Source organism: Campylobacteraceae bacterium (assembly GCA_013215945.1).
Lineage (GTDB): Bacteria > Campylobacterota > Campylobacteria > Campylobacterales > Arcobacteraceae > NORP36.
The window spans coordinates 103,382-122,578 of sequence record JABSOM010000002.1 but is presented as its reverse complement, the minus strand read 5'-3'; the positions used below and the strand labels follow the sequence as shown (position 1 = coordinate 122,578).

16 protein-coding genes are annotated in these 19,197 nt (G+C 28.4%); 2 read left to right on the top strand and 14 right to left on the bottom strand.

The window, feature by feature from the left end:
- Positions 1–27: 27 nt before the first annotated feature.
- The gene (locus tag HRT41_02565) at positions 28–924 is read right to left on the bottom strand and encodes an AraC family transcriptional regulator (GenBank protein ID NQY22889.1); all 897 of its coding nucleotides are present in this window, start codon (positions 922–924) and stop codon (positions 28–30) included.
- Between the two features lie 104 nt (positions 925–1,028).
- Between HRT41_02565 and HRT41_02560 the strand changes: the two genes are divergently transcribed.
- Together HRT41_02560 and HRT41_02555 are read left to right on the top strand one after the other, a co-directional pair.
- Complete coding sequence (locus tag HRT41_02560) at positions 1,029–1,568, top strand: flavodoxin family protein (protein ID NQY22888.1); 540 nt, start codon at positions 1,029–1,031, stop codon at positions 1,566–1,568.
- A gap of 9 nt (positions 1,569–1,577) precedes the next feature.
- Entirely contained in the window at positions 1,578–1,889 is a 312-nt protein-coding gene (locus HRT41_02555) for a DUF1330 domain-containing protein (GenBank protein ID NQY22887.1), read from the top strand.
- 95 nt (positions 1,890–1,984) lie between these two features.
- Here the strand turns inward: HRT41_02555 and HRT41_02550 are convergent, their stop codons facing one another.
- The 13 genes from HRT41_02550 to HRT41_02490 all read right to left on the bottom strand — a co-directional run bounded on the left by HRT41_02550 (position 1,985) and on the right by HRT41_02490 (position 19,185).
- Positions 1,985–2,782, bottom strand: a complete 798-nt coding sequence (locus HRT41_02550; protein ID NQY22886.1) for a DUF1338 domain-containing protein — start codon at positions 2,780–2,782, stop codon at positions 1,985–1,987.
- Between the two features lie 27 nt (positions 2,783–2,809).
- Complete coding sequence (locus tag HRT41_02545; GenBank protein ID NQY22885.1) at positions 2,810–4,609, bottom strand: HD domain-containing protein; 1,800 nt, start codon at positions 4,607–4,609, stop codon at positions 2,810–2,812.
- Positions 4,610–4,736: 127 nt separating this feature from the next.
- Complete coding sequence (locus tag HRT41_02540) at positions 4,737–5,819, bottom strand: ABC transporter substrate-binding protein (GenBank protein ID NQY22884.1); 1,083 nt, start codon at positions 5,817–5,819, stop codon at positions 4,737–4,739.
- A gap of 277 nt (positions 5,820–6,096) precedes the next feature.
- A complete protein-coding gene (locus tag HRT41_02535) occupies positions 6,097–7,818 on the bottom strand; it encodes a YdiU family protein (GenBank protein ID NQY22883.1) in 1,722 nt (573 codons plus the stop codon).
- 199 nt (positions 7,819–8,017) lie between these two features.
- Positions 8,018–10,285 (bottom strand): methyl-accepting chemotaxis protein, encoded by a 2,268-nt coding sequence (locus HRT41_02530; GenBank protein ID NQY22882.1) that lies wholly within the window; start codon positions 10,283–10,285, stop codon positions 8,018–8,020.
- Positions 10,286–10,465: 180 nt separating this feature from the next.
- On the bottom strand, positions 10,466–10,861 hold the full coding sequence (locus HRT41_02525) for an ester cyclase (GenBank protein NQY22881.1): 396 nt from the start codon (positions 10,859–10,861) through the stop codon (positions 10,466–10,468).
- A 282-nt stretch (positions 10,862–11,143) separates the two neighbouring features.
- Complete coding sequence (locus HRT41_02520) at positions 11,144–13,126, bottom strand: hypothetical protein (GenBank protein NQY22880.1); 1,983 nt, start codon at positions 13,124–13,126, stop codon at positions 11,144–11,146.
- 777 nt (positions 13,127–13,903) lie between these two features.
- Complete coding sequence (locus HRT41_02515) at positions 13,904–14,572, bottom strand: amino acid ABC transporter permease (GenBank protein ID NQY22879.1); 669 nt, start codon at positions 14,570–14,572, stop codon at positions 13,904–13,906.
- Entirely contained in the window at positions 14,573–15,349 is a 777-nt protein-coding gene (locus HRT41_02510) for an amino acid ABC transporter substrate-binding protein (GenBank protein ID NQY22878.1), read from the bottom strand.
- Between the two features lie 361 nt (positions 15,350–15,710).
- Complete coding sequence (locus HRT41_02505) at positions 15,711–16,970, bottom strand: chemotaxis protein (GenBank protein ID NQY22877.1); 1,260 nt, start codon at positions 16,968–16,970, stop codon at positions 15,711–15,713.
- Positions 16,971–16,978: 8 nt separating this feature from the next.
- Positions 16,979–17,359: a PAS domain-containing protein gene (locus tag HRT41_02500; GenBank protein ID NQY22876.1), complete on the bottom strand. Its 381-nt coding sequence runs from the start codon at positions 17,357–17,359 to the stop codon at positions 16,979–16,981.
- Positions 17,360–17,784: 425 nt separating this feature from the next.
- Entirely contained in the window at positions 17,785–18,255 is a 471-nt protein-coding gene (locus HRT41_02495; GenBank protein NQY22875.1) for a DoxX family membrane protein, read from the bottom strand.
- A 69-nt stretch (positions 18,256–18,324) separates the two neighbouring features.
- A complete protein-coding gene (locus HRT41_02490) occupies positions 18,325–19,185 on the bottom strand; it encodes an AraC family transcriptional regulator (GenBank protein ID NQY22874.1) in 861 nt (286 codons plus the stop codon).
- Positions 19,186–19,197: the final 12 nt, after the last annotated feature.

The window sequence follows — 19,197 nt, the reverse complement described above, 5'->3', positions numbered from 1 at the left end:
TGTTTTTAATAAAAAAATAGGCCTTTTTTATGCCTCTGCTTCTGTTTCTTTAATTTTACTAGGGGAGACTCCAAAATATCTCTTAAATTCTCTGCTAAACTGACTGGTACTGTCATATCCAACTACTTGTGCCGCATCAACTGTTCTTAGGTTATTGTATATAATCAATTGTCTTGCTTTATACAATCTGATTTTTTTCATGTATTGCACTGGAGTATCATTTAATGCTTGTTTAAAAAGTTTATGAAAGTTATTTATACTCATATCTGTTAATCTGGCCATCTCATCCAAGCTTATTTTTTTATCAATATTTTCAATAATATATTCAACAGCTCTTGATATTTTTGACACATCACTGTTTTGTTCACACATTAGTTCTAACATAGGGCCATTAGTACTTTGAAGTATTCTATAATAAAGTTCATCCAACAAACCATCTGCTAAGATATTTGAATCAATTTCACTGTTAAGTATATTTAATAATTTCATATAAATTTCTTGAATTATTTCAGTTCTAATATTACACGTAATTGAAAAAGACAGTTCTTTGTTTTTTTTATTCTCATGCTTAAACTTAGAATACTTTCTTACAACTCTATGAAGTCTGTTCATATCAAGGTTTATATAAATACCAATTAAGGGTTCATCTCCTAGTATATATGTTTCACATTGAATGGCTTCAGGAGAACAAATTACAAGATAATCACTAGAACCATGTTCAAATTTTGCATTATTTTTATATCCAATTTTCCTACCTTGACCTACAAAACTAAATCCCTTATTATAAAATAAAGGACTTAATTGATCATTGCTTGATACTTTGAATAATTTGATGTCATCAATATACGTATTTGAAAAACCATCTTTTTCATTTAAAGAAAATAATTCACACAGTTGTTTTAATTTTATTATTTCATTTGTCATTTTTTATCTTTTGTGCTTTTGTGCATGAAATTTGCGCTTTTGTGTCTGGAAATACGCATTTGTATGTGTTATTATACATGCAATTAATAAATAAAAGGATAAAAATGAAAAAAACAGCAATAATTTTAGGTACATCACGAGCCAATGGAAATACAGCAAACTTAACAAATATAGTTGCACAAAAAACAAATGCAGTTATCTTTGATATTAGTAAATACAATATTTTGCCCTTTGATTATGAACATAAAAATAAACATGATGATTTTATAAACTTAATCAAAGAGATTTTGACTTATGACAATATTATTTTATCAAGCCCTGTATATTGGTTTAGTCCCAGTGTTCAAATGAAATTGTTCTTAGACAGACTCACTGATTTAATTACCGTTGAAAAAGACTTAGGCAAACAATTAAAAGGTAAAAACACAGCAGTAATATCAACAAGTGATGCAAAAAACCCTGAAAGTTGTTTTGAAGATATATTCAAGCATACTTTTGCGTATTTAGGAATGAATTATAAAGGTATGTTGCATTGTGCCTGTCCTTTTGATAGTAATGCAACAAGTGGTGATTCTAGTTATAATTTAGATAAATATTTACAAAAGATTAGCACGTTTAGTCAATCTTTTGTAGCTATAAATTAAGGATTTTAAATGGCATATGAAATGCTCGTAGGGTTAGATATTATTGATGAAATAAACTACCAAAAATACAGACAGCTTATACTCCCCCTAGCAGTAAAATACGGTGGCAGTATTCTTTATGATTTTAAAGTATCAGAAGTATTAAAATCGCAGACAAAAGATAAAATCAATCGTGTCTTTACAATATGTTTTGAAAATGAAGATAAAATGAATGCGTTCTTTTTAAACCCAGATTATTTAACAATAAAAGAAAAATACTTTAACAAAGCGGTTGCTAGTACAAGTATTATTTCAAGTTATACTAAAGAAGAAAACAGCTAACTGTTTGTCTTCTCTTATTAAAAAACCTTTATCATCTTTAAATTAAAGCTCTTTTTCCGTAATTCTTAGGAAAAAGAGCTAAAAGCAGATAATTATTAATGTTGATTTGTGCTTTCAAATATTTTGTCTGCGGATTGTATTACAAAACCTTGAAATAAATGATTGTTTTTATTTTTATAGCGTTTTGCAAATTCATAATAACAAGAAGGTATATTATAAATTCCTTCTTTAAATTTTATAGGAATAACTTGAGCTAAAGTGGAGCTTTGTTCTAATAATTCTTTTGCACTTCCCTTAATTTCCCCTCCACTTGTATTTAATTTAAATCCGGATTTTTTTATAAAAGTATTGACATCTTTTATATTAGTGAAGTTTTTTAAATCATTAATATAAACAGTAAAATGATTTGCACAAAAACCATAAACATAAAACCACGCAGCATATTCACTGATTTTATATATATCTTCATAGGTTTTATATGATATGTCCCAGTGTTTGCCTGAATAAATAAGCTCGCTGCTTTTAAGAATATTAAGAGGAATATTTTTTATAATTTCGTTAAATATATTTTGTATTCTTTTATCAAAAGATAAAAGTTGCAGTTCACTTATAAATATTTTCGGATAAGTGGGATTTTTATGCATAAAATAATAGGCAGATAGTTTTTTTTCTTTAAAAGTATAATGTTCTTTTCTTTCGTAGTTTAAATCAAGAAAAACTTTAGATAAAACATCAATATTACATTCTTTTAAAGAAAGTGTTCTAAATGCTATATGATCATTTGTAATAATATGATTTTCTTGTTCTTGAAACAGTTCATGTATTGTTTTTGCTTGAGGTGTTAGTTTAATATATTCTTTCCATAAGCTAATAAATAAGGTATCAAGATTCATAACAGCTCCTTGCTATAGTATTTATAATTAATTATTATCTTTATATTTTTTTTGAATTGCTAAAAAATCATCCAGGTTTTCAAATAAGATATCTACCAGTTTTGGTTCAAAATGTTTTCCTCTTTCTTCTTTAAACAGTTTTAATAATTTATCCAAAGGCCAAGCTCGTTTATAACATCTGTTACTTCCTAAAGCATCAAAAACATCAGCAAGGGCTGTTATACGACCAAAGATATGTATTTCTTCTTCTTTTAATCCTCTTGGATAACCTGATCCATCCCATTTTTCATGGTGCTCATATGCAACAATTGACGCTGTTTTTAATATCTCTCTTTTTGAGTATTTTAACATTTCATAACCCAATTGCGCATGTGTTTTCATAATTTTCCATTCTTGGGCATCTAATAAAGCAGGTTTTTTTAAAATAGAATCAGGAATTCCAACTTTTCCTATATCATGCATAGGAGAAGCTTCTTTTAAAATTTTTACTGTATGTTCATCTAAAGGATATTTTTTTGCTAAAAGCTCCGAATATGCGGCAACTCTTCTTACGTGATTACTTGTTTCTTTACTTCTACTCTCCCCAATAGCACCCATAGTAAATATTACTTCTTTTTGAGTATCTTCTATTTCTATATTTAATTCTTTGATTTCATTCATATTGTTATGCAAACTAGAGGTCATTTTATTAAAAGTATTTGAAAGTTGCCCAAATTCATCTTCTACTTCAATGGGTATGTTTTTTAATAAACTTATCTTATGTGAAGAAATTTTTTTAATAAAATCTATTATTCCAGCCAAGGGTATATTTATTCTTGAAATTAAAGTAAAAGCGGAAAAAATAATTAAAAGCAACAATACTAAACCAACAATGATTACTATAAGGGTAGATCTTTTTGCAATATTATCTGAATTATTTAAAATATCAATTTTAATAGTATTAGAATAAGTACTTACGTCATTAATGATTTTAAAAAGGGTTTTATTTAAAATATCTTTGTCATCTTTTAATATATTTAAAGCAATTATTTGTAAAAGCATTTGATTTTTTGCATTTGTAATATAAGAAATAATTTCTTTGATATTCATAAAATTCATTCTTATGGCTAATATTTTTTCTTTATCTAAAGCTTCCATCTTATCAAGTTTTTCTAAACTGTTGTCAAGCAGCATTTTACTTTGTAATAATTTATTACTTATAATATCATTTAATAAATCTTTATCTTTTTCATAAATAATGCTATTAATATGTTTTTGCATAGCTAAAATGGAAAGATCTAGTTTTTTAGTAATACTGTTTATTCGTTCATAGTCTTTAGTAAAAATAATTTTCAAAGATGAGGATATGTCTTTATTATTTTTAATGTCTTTTTGTATTCTTCTATGCAATCTTTTTCTCTTTAATAAAATAGAACTGGAAATACTATTACTTGTATTAATCATACTTTCAATTTTTTTATTAATGCTAATTAAATAATCATTTAATTCACTTTGATAAAACAAAATGAGACTGGCTTTATCGTAAAAATCATGTTGTAAGTTTATTTCTTCATTGATAAGTTTGTTAATTGTTTTAATACTGCTATTGTATTTTTTTTCTAAGTGTAAATTTCTTTTAAAATCCAGAGTTTTTTCATTTATCATTTCTTCTAATAATAAATCTTCTATTTTTTCTAATTCTTCACTGTTTTTTGCAAGTAAGATTTCAGTATCCAAATAATTAATTTCTTTTATAACATTAATAATATCTTTGTTTTGGCTTTCTACTAAAAGGATTTTTTTTAGACTAATTTGATCATATTTTATTGTATTAGATAAATAAATCATTGTTGAAGCAAAAGCAAGAATAACCAAAGTCATTACAAAAACCCCAGAAAAAACGATTGCTTTTATTGATAAATACTTGCTAAGTTTATTTAAGAAATCAATCATTATTTATTCCTTTTATAAAAGACTAATCTTCTTTATTCAATAAATCCCATTTAAACTCAATATATTGATTGTTTTTTAATAAAGTAAGCCAAATTTTATTAGAAAATTGATGGTTATTTTTAGAAAAACCTGACGTAAAACCAAGACCAATATCAAAGTCTTTTATGTTTTCAAAGGCTTTAATAATATTCTCTTTGTTAATATTTTTTTCTGGTATATTTTTAAGTGCTTCTATAAATAATCTTCCAACAATATATCCTTCTAAGGATACAAAAGAAAAAATCTCATTTTTTTCATAGTGTGATAAAACAGATAAATATTCTTTTACTATTCGTAATTTTGATGTAAAATGGGGAACTACCTGCGTTACAAGAACATTGGATATATTTTTGTTTAATGCTTTTTTTAAAGCATTACTACCAACAAAAGATACATTTAAAAATAAAGCAGAGGGAAAATCTTCTTTTGCTAAATGAATAAATTTAGCAACAGGAGCATAAGCGCCTACTATGATTATTGCTTTTGGATCAATTTGTGCATCTAAAATACTAATTAAACCATCTTCTACATTTAAGGTATTTCTTCTATATCTGCCATGAGCTAAAGTGTTTATTTTGTTAAACCCTCTTTTTTCAAGAGCAGAAACAGCACCATAATATCCAGCATCTCCATACGCATCATTTTGTGTAAAGAATGCAATTTCTTCTGCTTTAATACCATTATTTAAAAGCATATCAATCATATAAGAAGTTTCTTGTCGATAGGATGCTCTGTAATTTATAATATATTTATCAGGAGGTATTTTTCGCAAAATGCCTGCTCCTGTAAAAGCACCAAAGAAGAGAATTTTCTTTTCATTTGCAATAGGAACAGAAACATTCGCAGTAGGAGTACCAACATTTCCAAGTATTGCTAGAATTTTTTTATCTTCTGTTAATATTCTCATATTTTTAGCACTTAAGTCTGGTTCATATTTATCATCTAAGACTGTAATTTTATAGTGAAATTTTTTTTGTAAATCATTTTCATGTTGAAATGCTAAATTAAGGCCTAAATACATATTTTGACCCAGCGCTTTGGTAGGTCCACTAAGAGCAGTACTCATACCAACATTTATTTCATAAGAACAAAGCATAACAAGTGAGAAGCATAAAATAATGAGATATTTCATTACAATCCTTATACTTAATAATAATTATATAAAACAATTCTAAATACTAAATGACAATAAATCTATCTTAATTATATGCTTAATAATTATTAAGTAAATATGTTTAAAAAGTAATTCATATTTTTAAGTTAGTTTTATTCCTCTTTTTTTTATAAAAAAGATCAAAATATATAAAATGATTTTCCTTCCCAAGTCCCTCTTTTAGTAATTCTTAGGAGGAACAGCTAACATGAGATATTCCAGCGAGATCAAAGAAGTGTGAGGGTTTAAGTCTATAATACTTTTCTTCCATCTCTTTTGAGAGCTCTGAATAGGGATTAATCATAACTTCTTGAAGTTCTCTAAGGAGTGAATACTCACCCTCATTTGCGCTCTCATATGCAGGCACAAGAAACCACTCTCGTAAGGTGTATTTGGGATTAATACTTTTCATTAAAGATGAAAGCGCTTCGCGCTCTTTTTCAGATTTTGTATTTTCTTCACTAGAAATGAGAGCTTGCCATTTTTTAAACCACTGTAACCAACGTTCTTGTATCTCTGCATTATTTGTCACATCATTATAAAAACTTTTTTTCAAAGGTTCCATATCAGAAGGCAGTTCTGAGAGCTCACGAAAAAAGATAGTGTAATCTACAGATGTTTGAAGCATAAGCAATTCTAGCTCAGTATACAAATGGGCATTAAAACTTTTAAGTCCAAGTTTAGAAGCCCACATTTTTTGCATTTTTTCTTGTATTACAGAAGAAAAAGTACTTCTAATTTCTTCTAATAAAACCAAATCTTTTTTAGATGTTTGTAACAAGGGTTGTAAAGCGCTGCAAAACACATGAAAATTTTGTTCTGCTGCTGCGGCTTGATTAAAAAAAGAGAAGTGTTCTCCTCCACCTGTCCAAGGCTGATAATACGGATCAAATACATCACAAAAGCCAAAAGGTCCATAATCCAGTGTGAAACCACCAGCTGCACAGTTATCGCTGTTAAAATTTCCTTGACAATATCCAATACGAACCCAGTTTACTATAAGAGCACTCAAACGAGTAAGAAATGTTTTTGCTAACAATAATACTTTTTTTTCTGTGCTTAAATTTTTATCAATTACCTCACTATACTCTCGCTCAATCAAATGCAAAACAATTTTTTCAAGCTCTTCTTTTGCAGATGCGTGTTCATTTTTTCTAGCACGTCTGGCAAAAAGTTCTATTTGTCCAACACGAAGAAAAGAGGAAGATACACGCGTAGAAATTGCAACGGCTTCATTAATCATTCTGTCTGGATCTTTGGAATAAGAACCATGAGAAAACCATGGTCTTTGTACTTTTTCCGTGTTTGAAGTGTATAAAGACAAAGAACGTGAGGTAGGAATTCCTAAAGCATGCATATGTTCTTGCGCTAAAAATTCCCTAACACTGGATCGTAAAACGGCTCTACCATCTGCCCCACGACAATAAGGTGTTCTTCCGCCTCCTTTTAACTGCATTTCCCAACGTTTATCATTAATTACGCCCTCAAATACAGAAAGAGCTCTGCCATCCCCATATCCATTCCCTGTTTGGAAAGGGCACTGAGCATAATATTCTCTGCCATAAATAGAAAGCGCATAACCACTTGCCCAGCCTAATTTTGTCATAGGTTCTGGGACAGAGCTCATATCCCCAGAAAACATACTAACAAAATCAGCTGAAGTAGCAAGACTATCGGAAAAACCCAATTCTTCAAATAAATTTTTACTGTGTGATACATAAATAGGATCTTTTATTGCTGTTGGTTTAACGCGAACATAGTGACCTGAAAAAACCTGTCTAGCTTCATAATCAAGGCCATTTTCTTTAGCATCAGGATCTTCATTTAGTGTGTTCATTAACGAATAATCTACTAACTGTGCCAGATCATCAAGTGTTTTTACAAGAGCAGCGTTTTGTTTTATTTCTTTCATATATCTTCCTTAAAATCAAGGTTTGTAAACGTAATTATTTACGTATAAGCAATACCCTTATTCTTGTAATTTTATCATAAAAGATTTATTAGTTTTGTTATATAGAGTGAAAATTAAAAAAAAGGAGTTTAAGTATTTACTATTTTTTCCTGGAATCCTTAAGAATTAGGATTCCTTTTCAAGGTTGTTAGTTTATAGTTTAAGCTTTTTTACCATCAAATTTATTTTTATTTACATCATCCACAACTCTTTGTGCAATTTGTTTGGTTTCTTGAGAAATATTATTGGTAAGATCAGCAACTGCTGCATTTTCTTGGGTAAATTTATCCAATTGATTTACCGCATCAGAAATCTGTGACATTCCAATGGTTTGTTCTTTTGCTGCATTGGTTACATCACTAATTAACTCACTGGTATCTGTAATTTTTTGCTCCAACTCTCCAAAACCTTCAATCATTTTACTACTGATTTCTTTTCCTACATTTGCTTTAATAGTAGCATTTTCAACCAGTTGTTTAATCACTTTTGCAGCTTCTGCTGATCGTGAAGCAAGATTTCTTACTTCTTGAGCAACGACAGCAAAACCTTTCCCCGCTTCCCCAGCTGTTGCTGCTTCAACGGCTGCATTCAAGCTTAGAATATTGGTTTGAAAAGCAATTTGGTCAATAATTGAAATAGAATCATTAATGGTATTAACCGTATCATTGATATCTTCCATAGCAGCAGCCGTTTCATTGGCAAGTTTTTTACCTTCATTTGCGCTGCCCTTGGTTTCTTGCGAAATTTTTAACATTTCTTGTGCTTTTTGACTTGTTTGTTCGATATTACTGGTTATTTCATCAATAGAAGCAGCTGTTTCTTCTAAAGAAGCAGCTTGTTTGGTTGCATTGTTATTTAAAGTACTTGTACTAGAACTTAGTTCAGTAGAACCTTCTTGTAAAGCAAGTCCATCTCTTTGATTACCAATTAACATCTCTGTAATCATGGTATTCATTTCAATAATTTCACTACCAATTTTACCTGATGTTGCTGAGTGTAATTTTAATGTAAAATCTCTTTTAGTATACGCTTCCAAAACATAACTGATTTTGTTAACATCTTGTCCCACTAAACCTTCTAAATTGTCTAACATTGTATTTAAAATATTTTTTAATTCATTTAAAGAAGAACTGGAAGTCTTTTTTTCTATTTTTTTATTTAAAAAACCCTTGCTTACATTATTTGCTACTGTTTTCACATCATCTATTAAAGCATTGTCTTCTTCTATTGTTTTTTGAATATGTTTCACATTCTCATTAATACTATTGGCAATTAATCCAAATTCATCTTGCTTTTTTATTTCTATTTGTTTGGGATTTCCCGCTTTTGTATTTAGATATTCAAAAAACTCATCCAAACCAGTCGAAATAGATTTAAGATTATTGTTTAATTTTTTAACAGAGAAGATAATGATAAGAGCAATAACTAAAAGAGCTAATAAACCCGCAAAAATAGAAAAATTACGAATAAAATTCGCATTAGATAGATATTCTTCTTTGGGTGCTGAGATTATTATAGTCCAGTATGTTCCACTGTAAAAAAGTTCTATGGGTTGAGCATAAAAGAGAGAGTCTAAACCATTTTTACTGGATGTTTTATAAAATTCTGTAAATTTACCATTTTTTGAATTAACAAGAACCTTTAAAAAATCACTGTCATTTTTAGTCACTTCACTTAAAGGTTTTGATTGAAACTCTTTTGTAGGATGACCAAGAATCGTTCCGTAATGATCCAGTGTAAAAGAATAACCATTTTCATATAATTTTGTTTCTTTGGCTAGTTTTGAAAAAGAGTCCAGATTGATTTCCATTCCTAGGGAACCTATAAATTTACCCTCATCATATAAAGGAAAAGCAACCGTTGTCATTAAGGTTTTTACGCCACCAACTGGATAATAGTATTGTTGCGTTATAAACATTTTAGCGGCTTTTTTAGGCCCTGCTACCCACGGTTTTGATTCATTGTACGCAGAACCAGATTGAACAATAATTTCATCTTTTGAACGAACAACATAAGGTGCAAATTGCCCCTCAGCATTGTATCCGTTCTTTCCAATACTGTCCATATTTTCTTTGAAAAACATTTCTTTATCAGCAATAGCAAACCAAATACCAAGAATATATTCATCTTGTTTTATAATGTGTTTTAAATAATCAATCACTTCTTTTTCATCAAGTTTTATCTTATTTCGAAGCGCCCCTTCAAATTTCATGACTAAAAGTTTAGGTGCCATTATGGCTTTATTTAAATCTCGCTCAATTTTAGTTGCCTGGTTTTTAGCAAGTTCTTTCACATACTTATGTGCATCTTTTTCAGCTTCGGCATAAGAGTACTTGGTTACAAAAAATATGCTAAGTCCCAATGCTAATATTGTTATACTTAAGACTTGAAACAATAATTTATTTCCGAAACTTGATTTTTTTGTCATGATAAAATCCTTATTAATTTATATATTTAATGAAATAATACTAGATTTTATTCTATACTCATACATCTTAAATTATAATAAAAGTTATTTTTAAAAAAAATTCTTGAAGTTAAATACAATGTTAATTTTTTCAAAAGACAAATTCACTCACCTAGAAGGTCTTTAATATCAAATAATTACTTAAGTATTTAATTGATTTTCCAGATTTTTCAAATCTCCAAGTACCCATACATCTGATATTTTCTCTCCCTTGAATGTAAAGAGAGCACAGCCTTTCCATGTCACACGTTTTTGTGAAGGCTCATAATTCAAGAATTTGGCTTTATGAATTCCTGTAAAACTCATTTTTGCAAAAACTTTATTCTCTTCTTCTACTAATTCTTCTATAATACATTTGTAATCTCCTAAAGCATTATGAAGCATGTCTACATATCCACTAAAACCTTTATGCCCTTTTTTTTCTTGTCCCAAAGAACCTCTAAAAGTAAAATCTTCATGTAAAACAGAAGCTATTTCTTCTTTATTATGAGCATCCCAAAGTACCTCATAGAATTTACGAACTTGTAATTTATGCACTGTTTTTCCTTTTTTTATAAAAATTACGAAACAAGAAGGAGCTTGTATCCTTATTTATTAAAGATAATATGCCTATTCTAAGTTAAAATGTATATTAAAGATATACGTAATAAAGTCCTACTTGCTTTATTATGCTTCTTTTGCTAACAATTAAAAAAGGAGGAAAAGATCTTAGGACTGTGCTCTCGTATGAACAAAAACAGTGAGAAACAAGAGCAGTTATCTACTCTTGTTTTAATAAAAATTTTCAAGTTCTTAAGGCTTTTGTATCTTCATTTTATACTAGAAACTTTCCCATTCATTGTCATTATTAGAAACAATAGGATTAATAATTGTTGTTTTTTGAACAACTTTTAATGAAGTTTCTCTTTTGGAAACGTTTCTCTTTTCTATTCCTGTATACTTGATTTTATTATTAGGATTTCGTTTTTCAATAAATTTAACTTCTTCATTTGTTTTGGCTAATACAGAGCCCTTACCTATAAACTCTTTTTGATCTGCATTCTCCACAACTAACTTAGCAATAGTGTCCGTTTGAACCGCAATTTCATGTGTTTGCGAAGCGATATTTGCATTTTCTTGTGTTTGTTTATCTAAAGAATTTATAGAATCATTTATTTGTACAATTCCTAATTGTTGTTCTTTAGAAGCTGATTCAACATCTGATATTAAATTAATTGTTTGAGATATAGATTCATTTAAGGAAGCATAACCTTCTATCATCTTATTTGCTATTTTTTTACCCTCATCTGCTTTTTGCGATGCATTAGAAACTATTGTTTTTATTTCATTTGCAGCTGCTGCACTACTTGCAGCAAGACTTCGTACCTCTTGAGCAACTACTGCGAAACCTTTACCAGCTTCTCCTGCCGTTGCTGCTTCAACCGCTGCATTTAATGAAAGAATATTGGTTTGAAACGATATTTGATCAATAACTTTAATGGCTTCACTAATTGAGCTTACTTCTTCATTTATATCATCCATTGCTTTTGTTGTTTCTGCTGCTAATTCTTGTCCCGTTTTAGCTGATTTTGTTAAAGCACTTGCATGATTTGACATTTGTTCAACATTCCTTGTAGTACTAGTAATATTTGATGTCACTTCTTCAAGTGCGGCCGATGTTTCTTCTAATGCAGCTGCTGCTTGATTTGAATTTCTATTTAATATATTTACATTTGACAGAAGTATATTTGAACTATTTCCTAGGGTTAAACCATTCGATTTATTTTCAACTAACATTTCATTAATGATTTCTGCTAATGAATTTAATCCGATAGCTACATTCCCACTTGGATTTTCAATTCTATGTCGAAAGTCTAATTTTTGATATAAGTTTAAAGATTCTTGTAATTTATTTGTATCATCAGATACATTTCTTGCTATTGTTTCTAACATTTCATTAAAAAGTTTTTTTAATTCTTCTAAACCTTCATTGTTTGTTGATGCTTTAATAGTTTGGTTTATATGCCCCTCATTTACAAGAGATACCACTCTTTTAACATCTTCAATAACTGCGATATCTTGTTCTATTAAACGTTTACTTTTAGAAATATTATCATTAACAACTTTTGCCATTAAGCCAATTTCATCTTTAGAGTGAATATTAATTAAAGATACACTTGAAACTTCTTTGTTTAAAAAGCTAAAAAAGCCTAAAAGCCCAGTTTGAAATTCTTCTATTTGTTTGGCAATAGCTTTTGGAATCACTACTGCAAAAATAATCACAAGAAGGAGTACAATTATTGCGATGATAGTACTAATTAATAATATATTTTCATTAAGTTGGGCAACATAAGGACCAATAGTATCTTGATCTTTTTTAATTGATAATTTTACATCTTCAGAAAGTTTTGCAATTTTAGGACCAATTTTATTTAGTTTATTATTGATTATTTCATTTCTTTTTTTAATAATATCAATAATAGCTACTACTCCTTTTTGATAAACAGTAATTAGATCCATTGCTTCTTTTAGCTGAGATTTTCTCTTTAAATCTTGCACACTATCGCTAATTAGTAGAAGTTCATTTTTTAAATCTTTAAACTCTTTAAATACTCTGTTTGAATCACTGTCTAAATTTGAAGCTAAAAACTTTACGGTATAAAGACGTGCTAAAAGAAGTATTCTAATTCCTTTTGCCGTTTCTAAAGAAGCCTCAATATCACCATCTTTATAAGCACTCTCCATAACAGAAGTCATTAAATGTTCTATATTTTTACCATTTACATTCAAGTTATGATTAACAACATCGTTTCTATTATTCATATACTCAATGACTTTAAAAAAACTTTCGTGATATACTTTTAAATCTTCTGATATTGTTTTTACCATTGGGGCACGCGTTGGTTTTTGTATTTCTTTTAAAGCTTCATTTACAAAAGCAGTCGTTTTTTTATAATAGGCATTAAATTCATCAATCTCTTTTTGAATGGGATTTTTCAAATAATCTTTTACATTCATTCTAACCATTAACATGTTTGCTTGTACTCTTCCTGCTAATACACTGTCTTTTGCCATTTCTCTATAGTTAGTAAAACCAGCTGCAGATTTTGAGACACCGTAATTACTATATCCAGCTAAAATAGCAACAAACAGTGCAATTAACGTAAATGCTATTAATAGTCTTTTTTTTATTGATATATCTTTCATTATTATTTCCTTATTTTATTGCAATAGTATAACAACATAAATAATATAATTAATGATATATTTTTTAAATTTTTGATTTATCTCAAAATAAGTTTCAATATGTAGCAAAAAAACAATGCTTTAGTATTTATTTAAAAATAAATAATAATTTAAGAATAACTTTACTTAGAGATTAGAATGAAAAATAATTTAATATAATCAAGCAAAATAAGGAAGTCTTTGTTTAGCATTTTAAAGGAATGAGGTAATTATTTTTTAACTTATTATATGATTTGTATTGATAATAAAGCAGTGGAATAAACTAAGCAGTAGAATGTCTATTCTGTCACTCGAATTCTCTTAGAATATTTCTGGAATTTTTGATAGGAATTAACATTAAGTTTTAACTTAATGTTAATAGGCTCTATTTAGTCTTTTTTCAAATCTTTTTTGTAAATACGTAAAGATGAGTACAATGGCCCAATATACCAAAGCAACAGCTAAGAAGGACTCAAAGTATTTAAATGAACTCGCAGCTTCCAATTGTGCTTTTGCCATAATTTCAGGAACACCCAAAGTGAAAGCTAAAGAAGTACTTTTTAATAAATCAATAAAATTATTCATTAAACTAGGTACTGCTACTCTTATTGCTTGAGGCAAAATGATATAAAAAAAAGTTTGTGTTTTATTCATACCCAAAGAATAAGCTGCTTCAAACTGGCCTTTTTCAACCGATTTAATAGCACCTCTTATAGATTCTGCCATATAAGCAGAAAAATGCAAAGATAAACCAAGAATACTTGCCCAATACGCATCCATTGCCGCAAAAATAGGGAAAACCTGAGGCAGGCCATAATAAAATAAAAACAGCTGTACCAAAAGAGGAGTTCCTCTTAAAAAAGATACATACACATCGCATATTTGAGAAAGTACTTTAATATTATTGGTTTTAATAATAGCAATTATAATAGCAATTATTAAAGCAATGACTGTTGAGATAACAGCCAAGCTAAGAGTAATATTTATATATTTTAATAAAATAGGGAAAAGCCCTAAAGTATAATCTACATCAAAAGTAAACATTTATTTTTTGGTAATATCCGTATTAAACCATTTCATAGAAATGCTGTTTAATGTACCATCTTCTCTTAAAGAACTTAGTGCCGAGTTAACTTGATTAATTAAAATTTTATTTTTCTCATTTCTTACAAAAGGAAAAGAGTTTTTAATTACAACAATAGGAGAACCCACCAGTTTTAAAGGTAAGTTCGCTTTTTTGATTAATTCCACAGAAGAAACTCGATCTTGTACAAAAGCATCAATTCTTTTTAAAACAACATCTTGCTCAAAACCATTTCCATCATACGATATTACTTCTATTTCATTTTCAGTATCAAATTCTTTTACAATATTTACATAATTAGTACCTAAAGAAACACCTACTTTTTTACCTTTTAAATCTTCTAAAGATGAAATATCGTTTCTATCTTGATGAACAACCAGTTGTGCTCCATCAAAAACATAGGCTTGTGCAAAATCATACTTTTCAAGTCTTTTTTGCGTCATTGTAATTTGATTAGAGATAGTATCTATTTTATTTGTTTCTAACATTCCAAATAAACCAGAAAATTTTGCTGTTTTAAATTCAACATTCACATCTAATTTTTCTGCAATCGCATTCCATACATCAATTTCAAAACCTTGAAGTTTGTCTTTTTCAAAGAATGTAAAAGGATAATATCCTCCCGATGTACCAATTCTAATAGTTTGTTTTTCTTCAACTTTTTTCTCTTCTGTATCAAAACACCCTGTAAAAAGTGTTGCTATTAATACCAGTAAAATTATTGATAGTTTTTTCATAAAAATCCTTTATATTTTGGGGATATTACTACTTTATGTATTAAGTAAAACTTAAATAATCCTTAGGAAATTACTTGGGATTCAACACTTTTGTAATAATAAAAGTATCTTATCCTAAAGAAAAGACTTAAACATGGCTTTTGAATATTTAATAGTATTAAAATATAAGTTTCTGTAATTTGAACAATAAATCAATACAAGCAAGTGTCTAAATTCTCTTAGGTGAGAAAAAAGCGTAGTATTATTTTGTATAAAATCTTAAATTTCTAATAATTTAGTATCGTGTCCTTTGAAGTTCCAGAAACTTCTATTAGACACAATATCATGTAATAAATTCACCCAAGAAGCCTTAGGTAAAAACCTAGATCGAGGCTTGAATATTTTCTTTGCCATTAAACTTTATATTTTCACTTGCTTCTACCATTTCTTTAGCAACATTATAATTTTTAAGAGAAATACTGCTTACATCATGTGCTATTACTGTATTTTCTTGTGTTGCTTGATCAATACTATTAATAGCTCTGTTAATTTGTTCAACCCCTAATTCTTGTTCTTTAGAAGAACTTGAAATGGTATCAATTAAAGCAACTGTTTTTTTAATATTTTCAATCATTTCTTCATAATCTAAAGTCATAACTGTGGCGATTTTTTTCCCACTTTCTACTTTTGTACGTAAAACACCCATTAAATCTTCTATTTCTTTTGCAACACTAGCACTTCTATTTGCAAGATTTCTTACTTCTTGAGCAACTACTGCGAAACCTTTTCCAGCCTCACCTGCTGTTGCTGCTTCAACCGCTGCATTTAAAGAAAGAATATTCGTTTGAAAAGCAATTTGCGATATTTGAGAAATGGCATCAAAAGTTTTATTTGTAAAACCATAAATATCATCCATTGCATTGTCTGTATCTTTAGCTAAAGCAAGGCCTTTAATAGAAGACTGCTCAACATCGTTTCCTACTTCAATAATCGAAGTAATGTGTTTTGAATTACTTGTGAATATCGATGATATTTCAACAATAGCAGCTGCTGTTTCTTCAATGGCGCTTGCTTGATGTTGTGTTGAATCAGAAAGTGTTTTGGCTTTTTTTGTAAGTTCACTTGATTCTTTTTCCAAACTTAAACCTTGTTGATAAGTAGATGAAACTTGTTCAACGATTTTTTCATTTAAAGCATTAATTCCTTCAAACAATACTTTAAAAGCCCCACCTCTAAAAATTTCTGCATCAATTTTATTCAAATAGTTTTGATTGGAATATTGATCCAACACTTCTAAAGCATCATTGATTCCCATATTTAGTTTATCAAACATAGTATTCATACTTTTAGCAATATAGTTTATTTTAATATCATCAGATTTGGAGGTAACTTTATCATCAATGAAACCATCTGATAGTTTTTCACAAGCTAACATGATTTCACCATAAACCGTAAGGTTTTTTTGATTTCGTTTTTGCATCAATGACGTTATTGATGAGAGTTTCTTTTCAATCTCATTATATTTAGAAGAACTACATGTTGAAGTATTTTCAATTTTATTAATGTCTTCAATAATATATTGTTCTAATAAGTCCAAGTTTTCTAAAATAGTTTGTTTGTCTTTTTTCGCATTTAAAAACATATTAATCCTTATTCACTTAAGCCATATAACAAAATAGCATTTTTAATTTCTTTTTGGGTCGGTTTGATTCGTATTGAAATATAACGTTTGTTTCCTTTAGCATCTAAAGAAGAATAAGCCGTAGCATTTAACCAATAATAATCACCATTTTTTGTTTTATTTTTCACAATACCATTCCAGATTTCTCCTGCTTGAATTGCATTCCACAGTTCTAGGGAGGTTTCTTTTGGCATATCAGGATGCCTTACTATATTGTTATCTTGTCCAATTAATTCATCTTTGCTATATCCTGAAATTTTACAGAATTCTTCATTGGCATAAATAATAATTCCCTTGTCATTGGTTTCTGAAACGATTAATGTATCTTTTTCTAGTTTTATCTCACCCATAAAGAGGTCCTTTTAAATATCAAATATATCTTTCAAATAATACAGCAGTATAGCAAAAATAATTAAAAATCATTGCTGATTTTATAGCATTAAAATAAAGAAGATAAGTAGTATAGTATGAGTATGTTAAGACATTGTAAAGTCAAAAAAAAACTACCTTCAAAAAGGCTCATACCTGTGATAAAAGGTACTTTGTATGAGCTCTTAAAATCCAGTATTCTCCTTATTATTTTAAGTTTTAGTATCAAAAGTTATTAATTAGGGGCAGACCCCCATTTTTAGAACATGGATTTTGAATATTTTGCAGTATTCTTAACTTATTCTTCGTGTACTTAAACACTAACTAATCATAATATAAGCCAGTGTCTATATTTTCTTAAGTAAAAAAAAACGAAAAAGTTACTTTGGATAAGCTCTTTAAATAATCAAACATTTAATGCTTTTTCTTTTGCATTCCATAATTCATCTGCTTTTTCTTTTTCTTTAATAAACAAATAAAGTAAAAAAGATGCTGCACTAACACTAAAAACGGAATAATCTAAAGGTGCTTTAATTCCCATAATAACAGTCATGCTTAAAGCAAAAATCAAAAGCAAAGTAGCACTTAATAAAGCTACTAGTTTTAATCTAAAGCCAAGTATTAACATTATTCCTAATACTACTTCTAATACAGTTACAAAATAAGCAACAATCGTAACTAAAGCAATTGATAAAAAGGGATTTAGATAAGCTACATAATCTTCAAAAAGTTTAAAACTTCCCCAAGCAACATTAATATCTCCAGGGTTTCCCCATAATCCAACTCTATCAAAAACAGCAGATAAAAAAGCTATTCCAATAGCCAGACGTACAAAAAGAATTATATATCTTTTTTCATCAAACGTACTTGTATTCATTCTATATCCTTAAAAAATTTTAAGAATAATACAATAAGAAAAAATATATTAATTGGAAAAAAAAGACATTTATTTAGAATATTTTTTGAAGTTTAATTGTTTTGCCATATTGTATTTTTTTGAAAAATATTCTTTAGGGGTTTCAGACATAAAAGCTTTGAATTCATTTGAAAAATGAGCTTGATCAAAAAAACCATTATCATAAGCTACACTGGTTAAAGAATCTACCTTTAGAGAACTTAACGTTTCTTTAGTATTAACTATTCGAGCAAGCCTTGCAAATAGTTTCGCACTTAAACCAACTTCTTGATTAAAACGTCTGGCACATAGTCTTGGACTTATATCAAATTCTTTGCAAAGCGCTTCAATATTTACATACCCTTTATTTTTAAGAATATAATTTATAAAATCAAATATCCATACAGAATTATTTTTAGAAGAACTCTGTATTTTTTTTATTAAAAAATTTTCTATAATAGAAATTTTATTCTCAACATCGTTAGTACTTATCAATTTTTCATATAAAGCATCTATTTTCAAGACAGTACTATTTTGCATTTCAACTACTATATCTTTAAAAGAAGAGATATCTTCATTAAAAAATCGATATGCACCCCCTGCTTTAAACCTAATACCAATAGCATCTATTTTATTTTCAAACTCCATAAATAAAGGGTATTTTGTAGGACCACAATACGTGAAGTTATTTTTACATATAAAATTTTTTTCATTAATTTTTGTTAAAAAAGAAGAAGATGAAAAATTTATTACTATTCCAGAATTGCCATCACTTAATATCTTATTTGAAATAGTTTTGTGTAGTTTGTCTTTTCTAACAATCCAATAGTTATAAATATAGGGTTCGAGCTCTTTACATGGGAGAATCAGTTTAAAACCAATATCTGCTAAATCACTGTTATAATAATTCATTTTTGCCTTAAC

What these genes read in the sequence shown, in the direction of transcription:
- HRT41_02515 (NQY22879.1), bottom strand. Translation starts at nt 14,572, where the DNA reads ATGTTTACTTTTGATGTAGATTATACTTTAGGGCTTTTCCCTATTTTA.
- HRT41_02560 (NQY22888.1), top strand. Translation starts at nt 1,029, where the DNA reads ATGAAAAAAACAGCAATAATTTTAGGTACATCACGAGCCAATGGAAAT.
- HRT41_02520 (NQY22880.1), bottom strand. Translation starts at nt 13,126, where the DNA reads ATGAATAATAGAAACGATGTTGTTAATCATAACTTGAATGTAAATGGT.
- HRT41_02550 (NQY22886.1), bottom strand. Translation starts at nt 2,782, where the DNA reads ATGAATCTTGATACCTTATTTATTAGCTTATGGAAAGAATATATTAAA.
- HRT41_02500 (NQY22876.1), bottom strand. Translation starts at nt 17,359, where the DNA reads ATGGGTGAGATAAAACTAGAAAAAGATACATTAATCGTTTCAGAAACC.
- HRT41_02555 (NQY22887.1), top strand. Translation starts at nt 1,578, where the DNA reads ATGGCATATGAAATGCTCGTAGGGTTAGATATTATTGATGAAATAAAC.
- HRT41_02505 (NQY22877.1), bottom strand. Translation starts at nt 16,970, where the DNA reads ATGTTTTTAAATGCGAAAAAAGACAAACAAACTATTTTAGAAAACTTG.
- HRT41_02535 (NQY22883.1), bottom strand. Translation starts at nt 7,818, where the DNA reads ATGAAAGAAATAAAACAAAACGCTGCTCTTGTAAAAACACTTGATGAT.
- HRT41_02540 (NQY22884.1), bottom strand. Translation starts at nt 5,819, where the DNA reads ATGAGTACTGCTCTTAGTGGACCTACCAAAGCGCTGGGTCAAAATATG.
- HRT41_02510 (NQY22878.1), bottom strand. Translation starts at nt 15,349, where the DNA reads ATGAAAAAACTATCAATAATTTTACTGGTATTAATAGCAACACTTTTT.
- HRT41_02495 (NQY22875.1), bottom strand. Translation starts at nt 18,255, where the DNA reads ATGAATACAAGTACGTTTGATGAAAAAAGATATATAATTCTTTTTGTA.
- HRT41_02530 (NQY22882.1), bottom strand. Translation starts at nt 10,285, where the DNA reads ATGACAAAAAAATCAAGTTTCGGAAATAAATTATTGTTTCAAGTCTTA.
- HRT41_02545 (NQY22885.1), bottom strand. Translation starts at nt 4,609, where the DNA reads ATGATTTATTTATCTAATACAATAAAATATGATCAAATTAGTCTAAAA.
- HRT41_02490 (NQY22874.1), bottom strand. Translation starts at nt 19,185, where the DNA reads ATGAATTATTATAACAGTGATTTAGCAGATATTGGTTTTAAACTGATT.
- HRT41_02565 (NQY22889.1), bottom strand. Translation starts at nt 924, where the DNA reads ATGACAAATGAAATAATAAAATTAAAACAACTGTGTGAATTATTTTCT.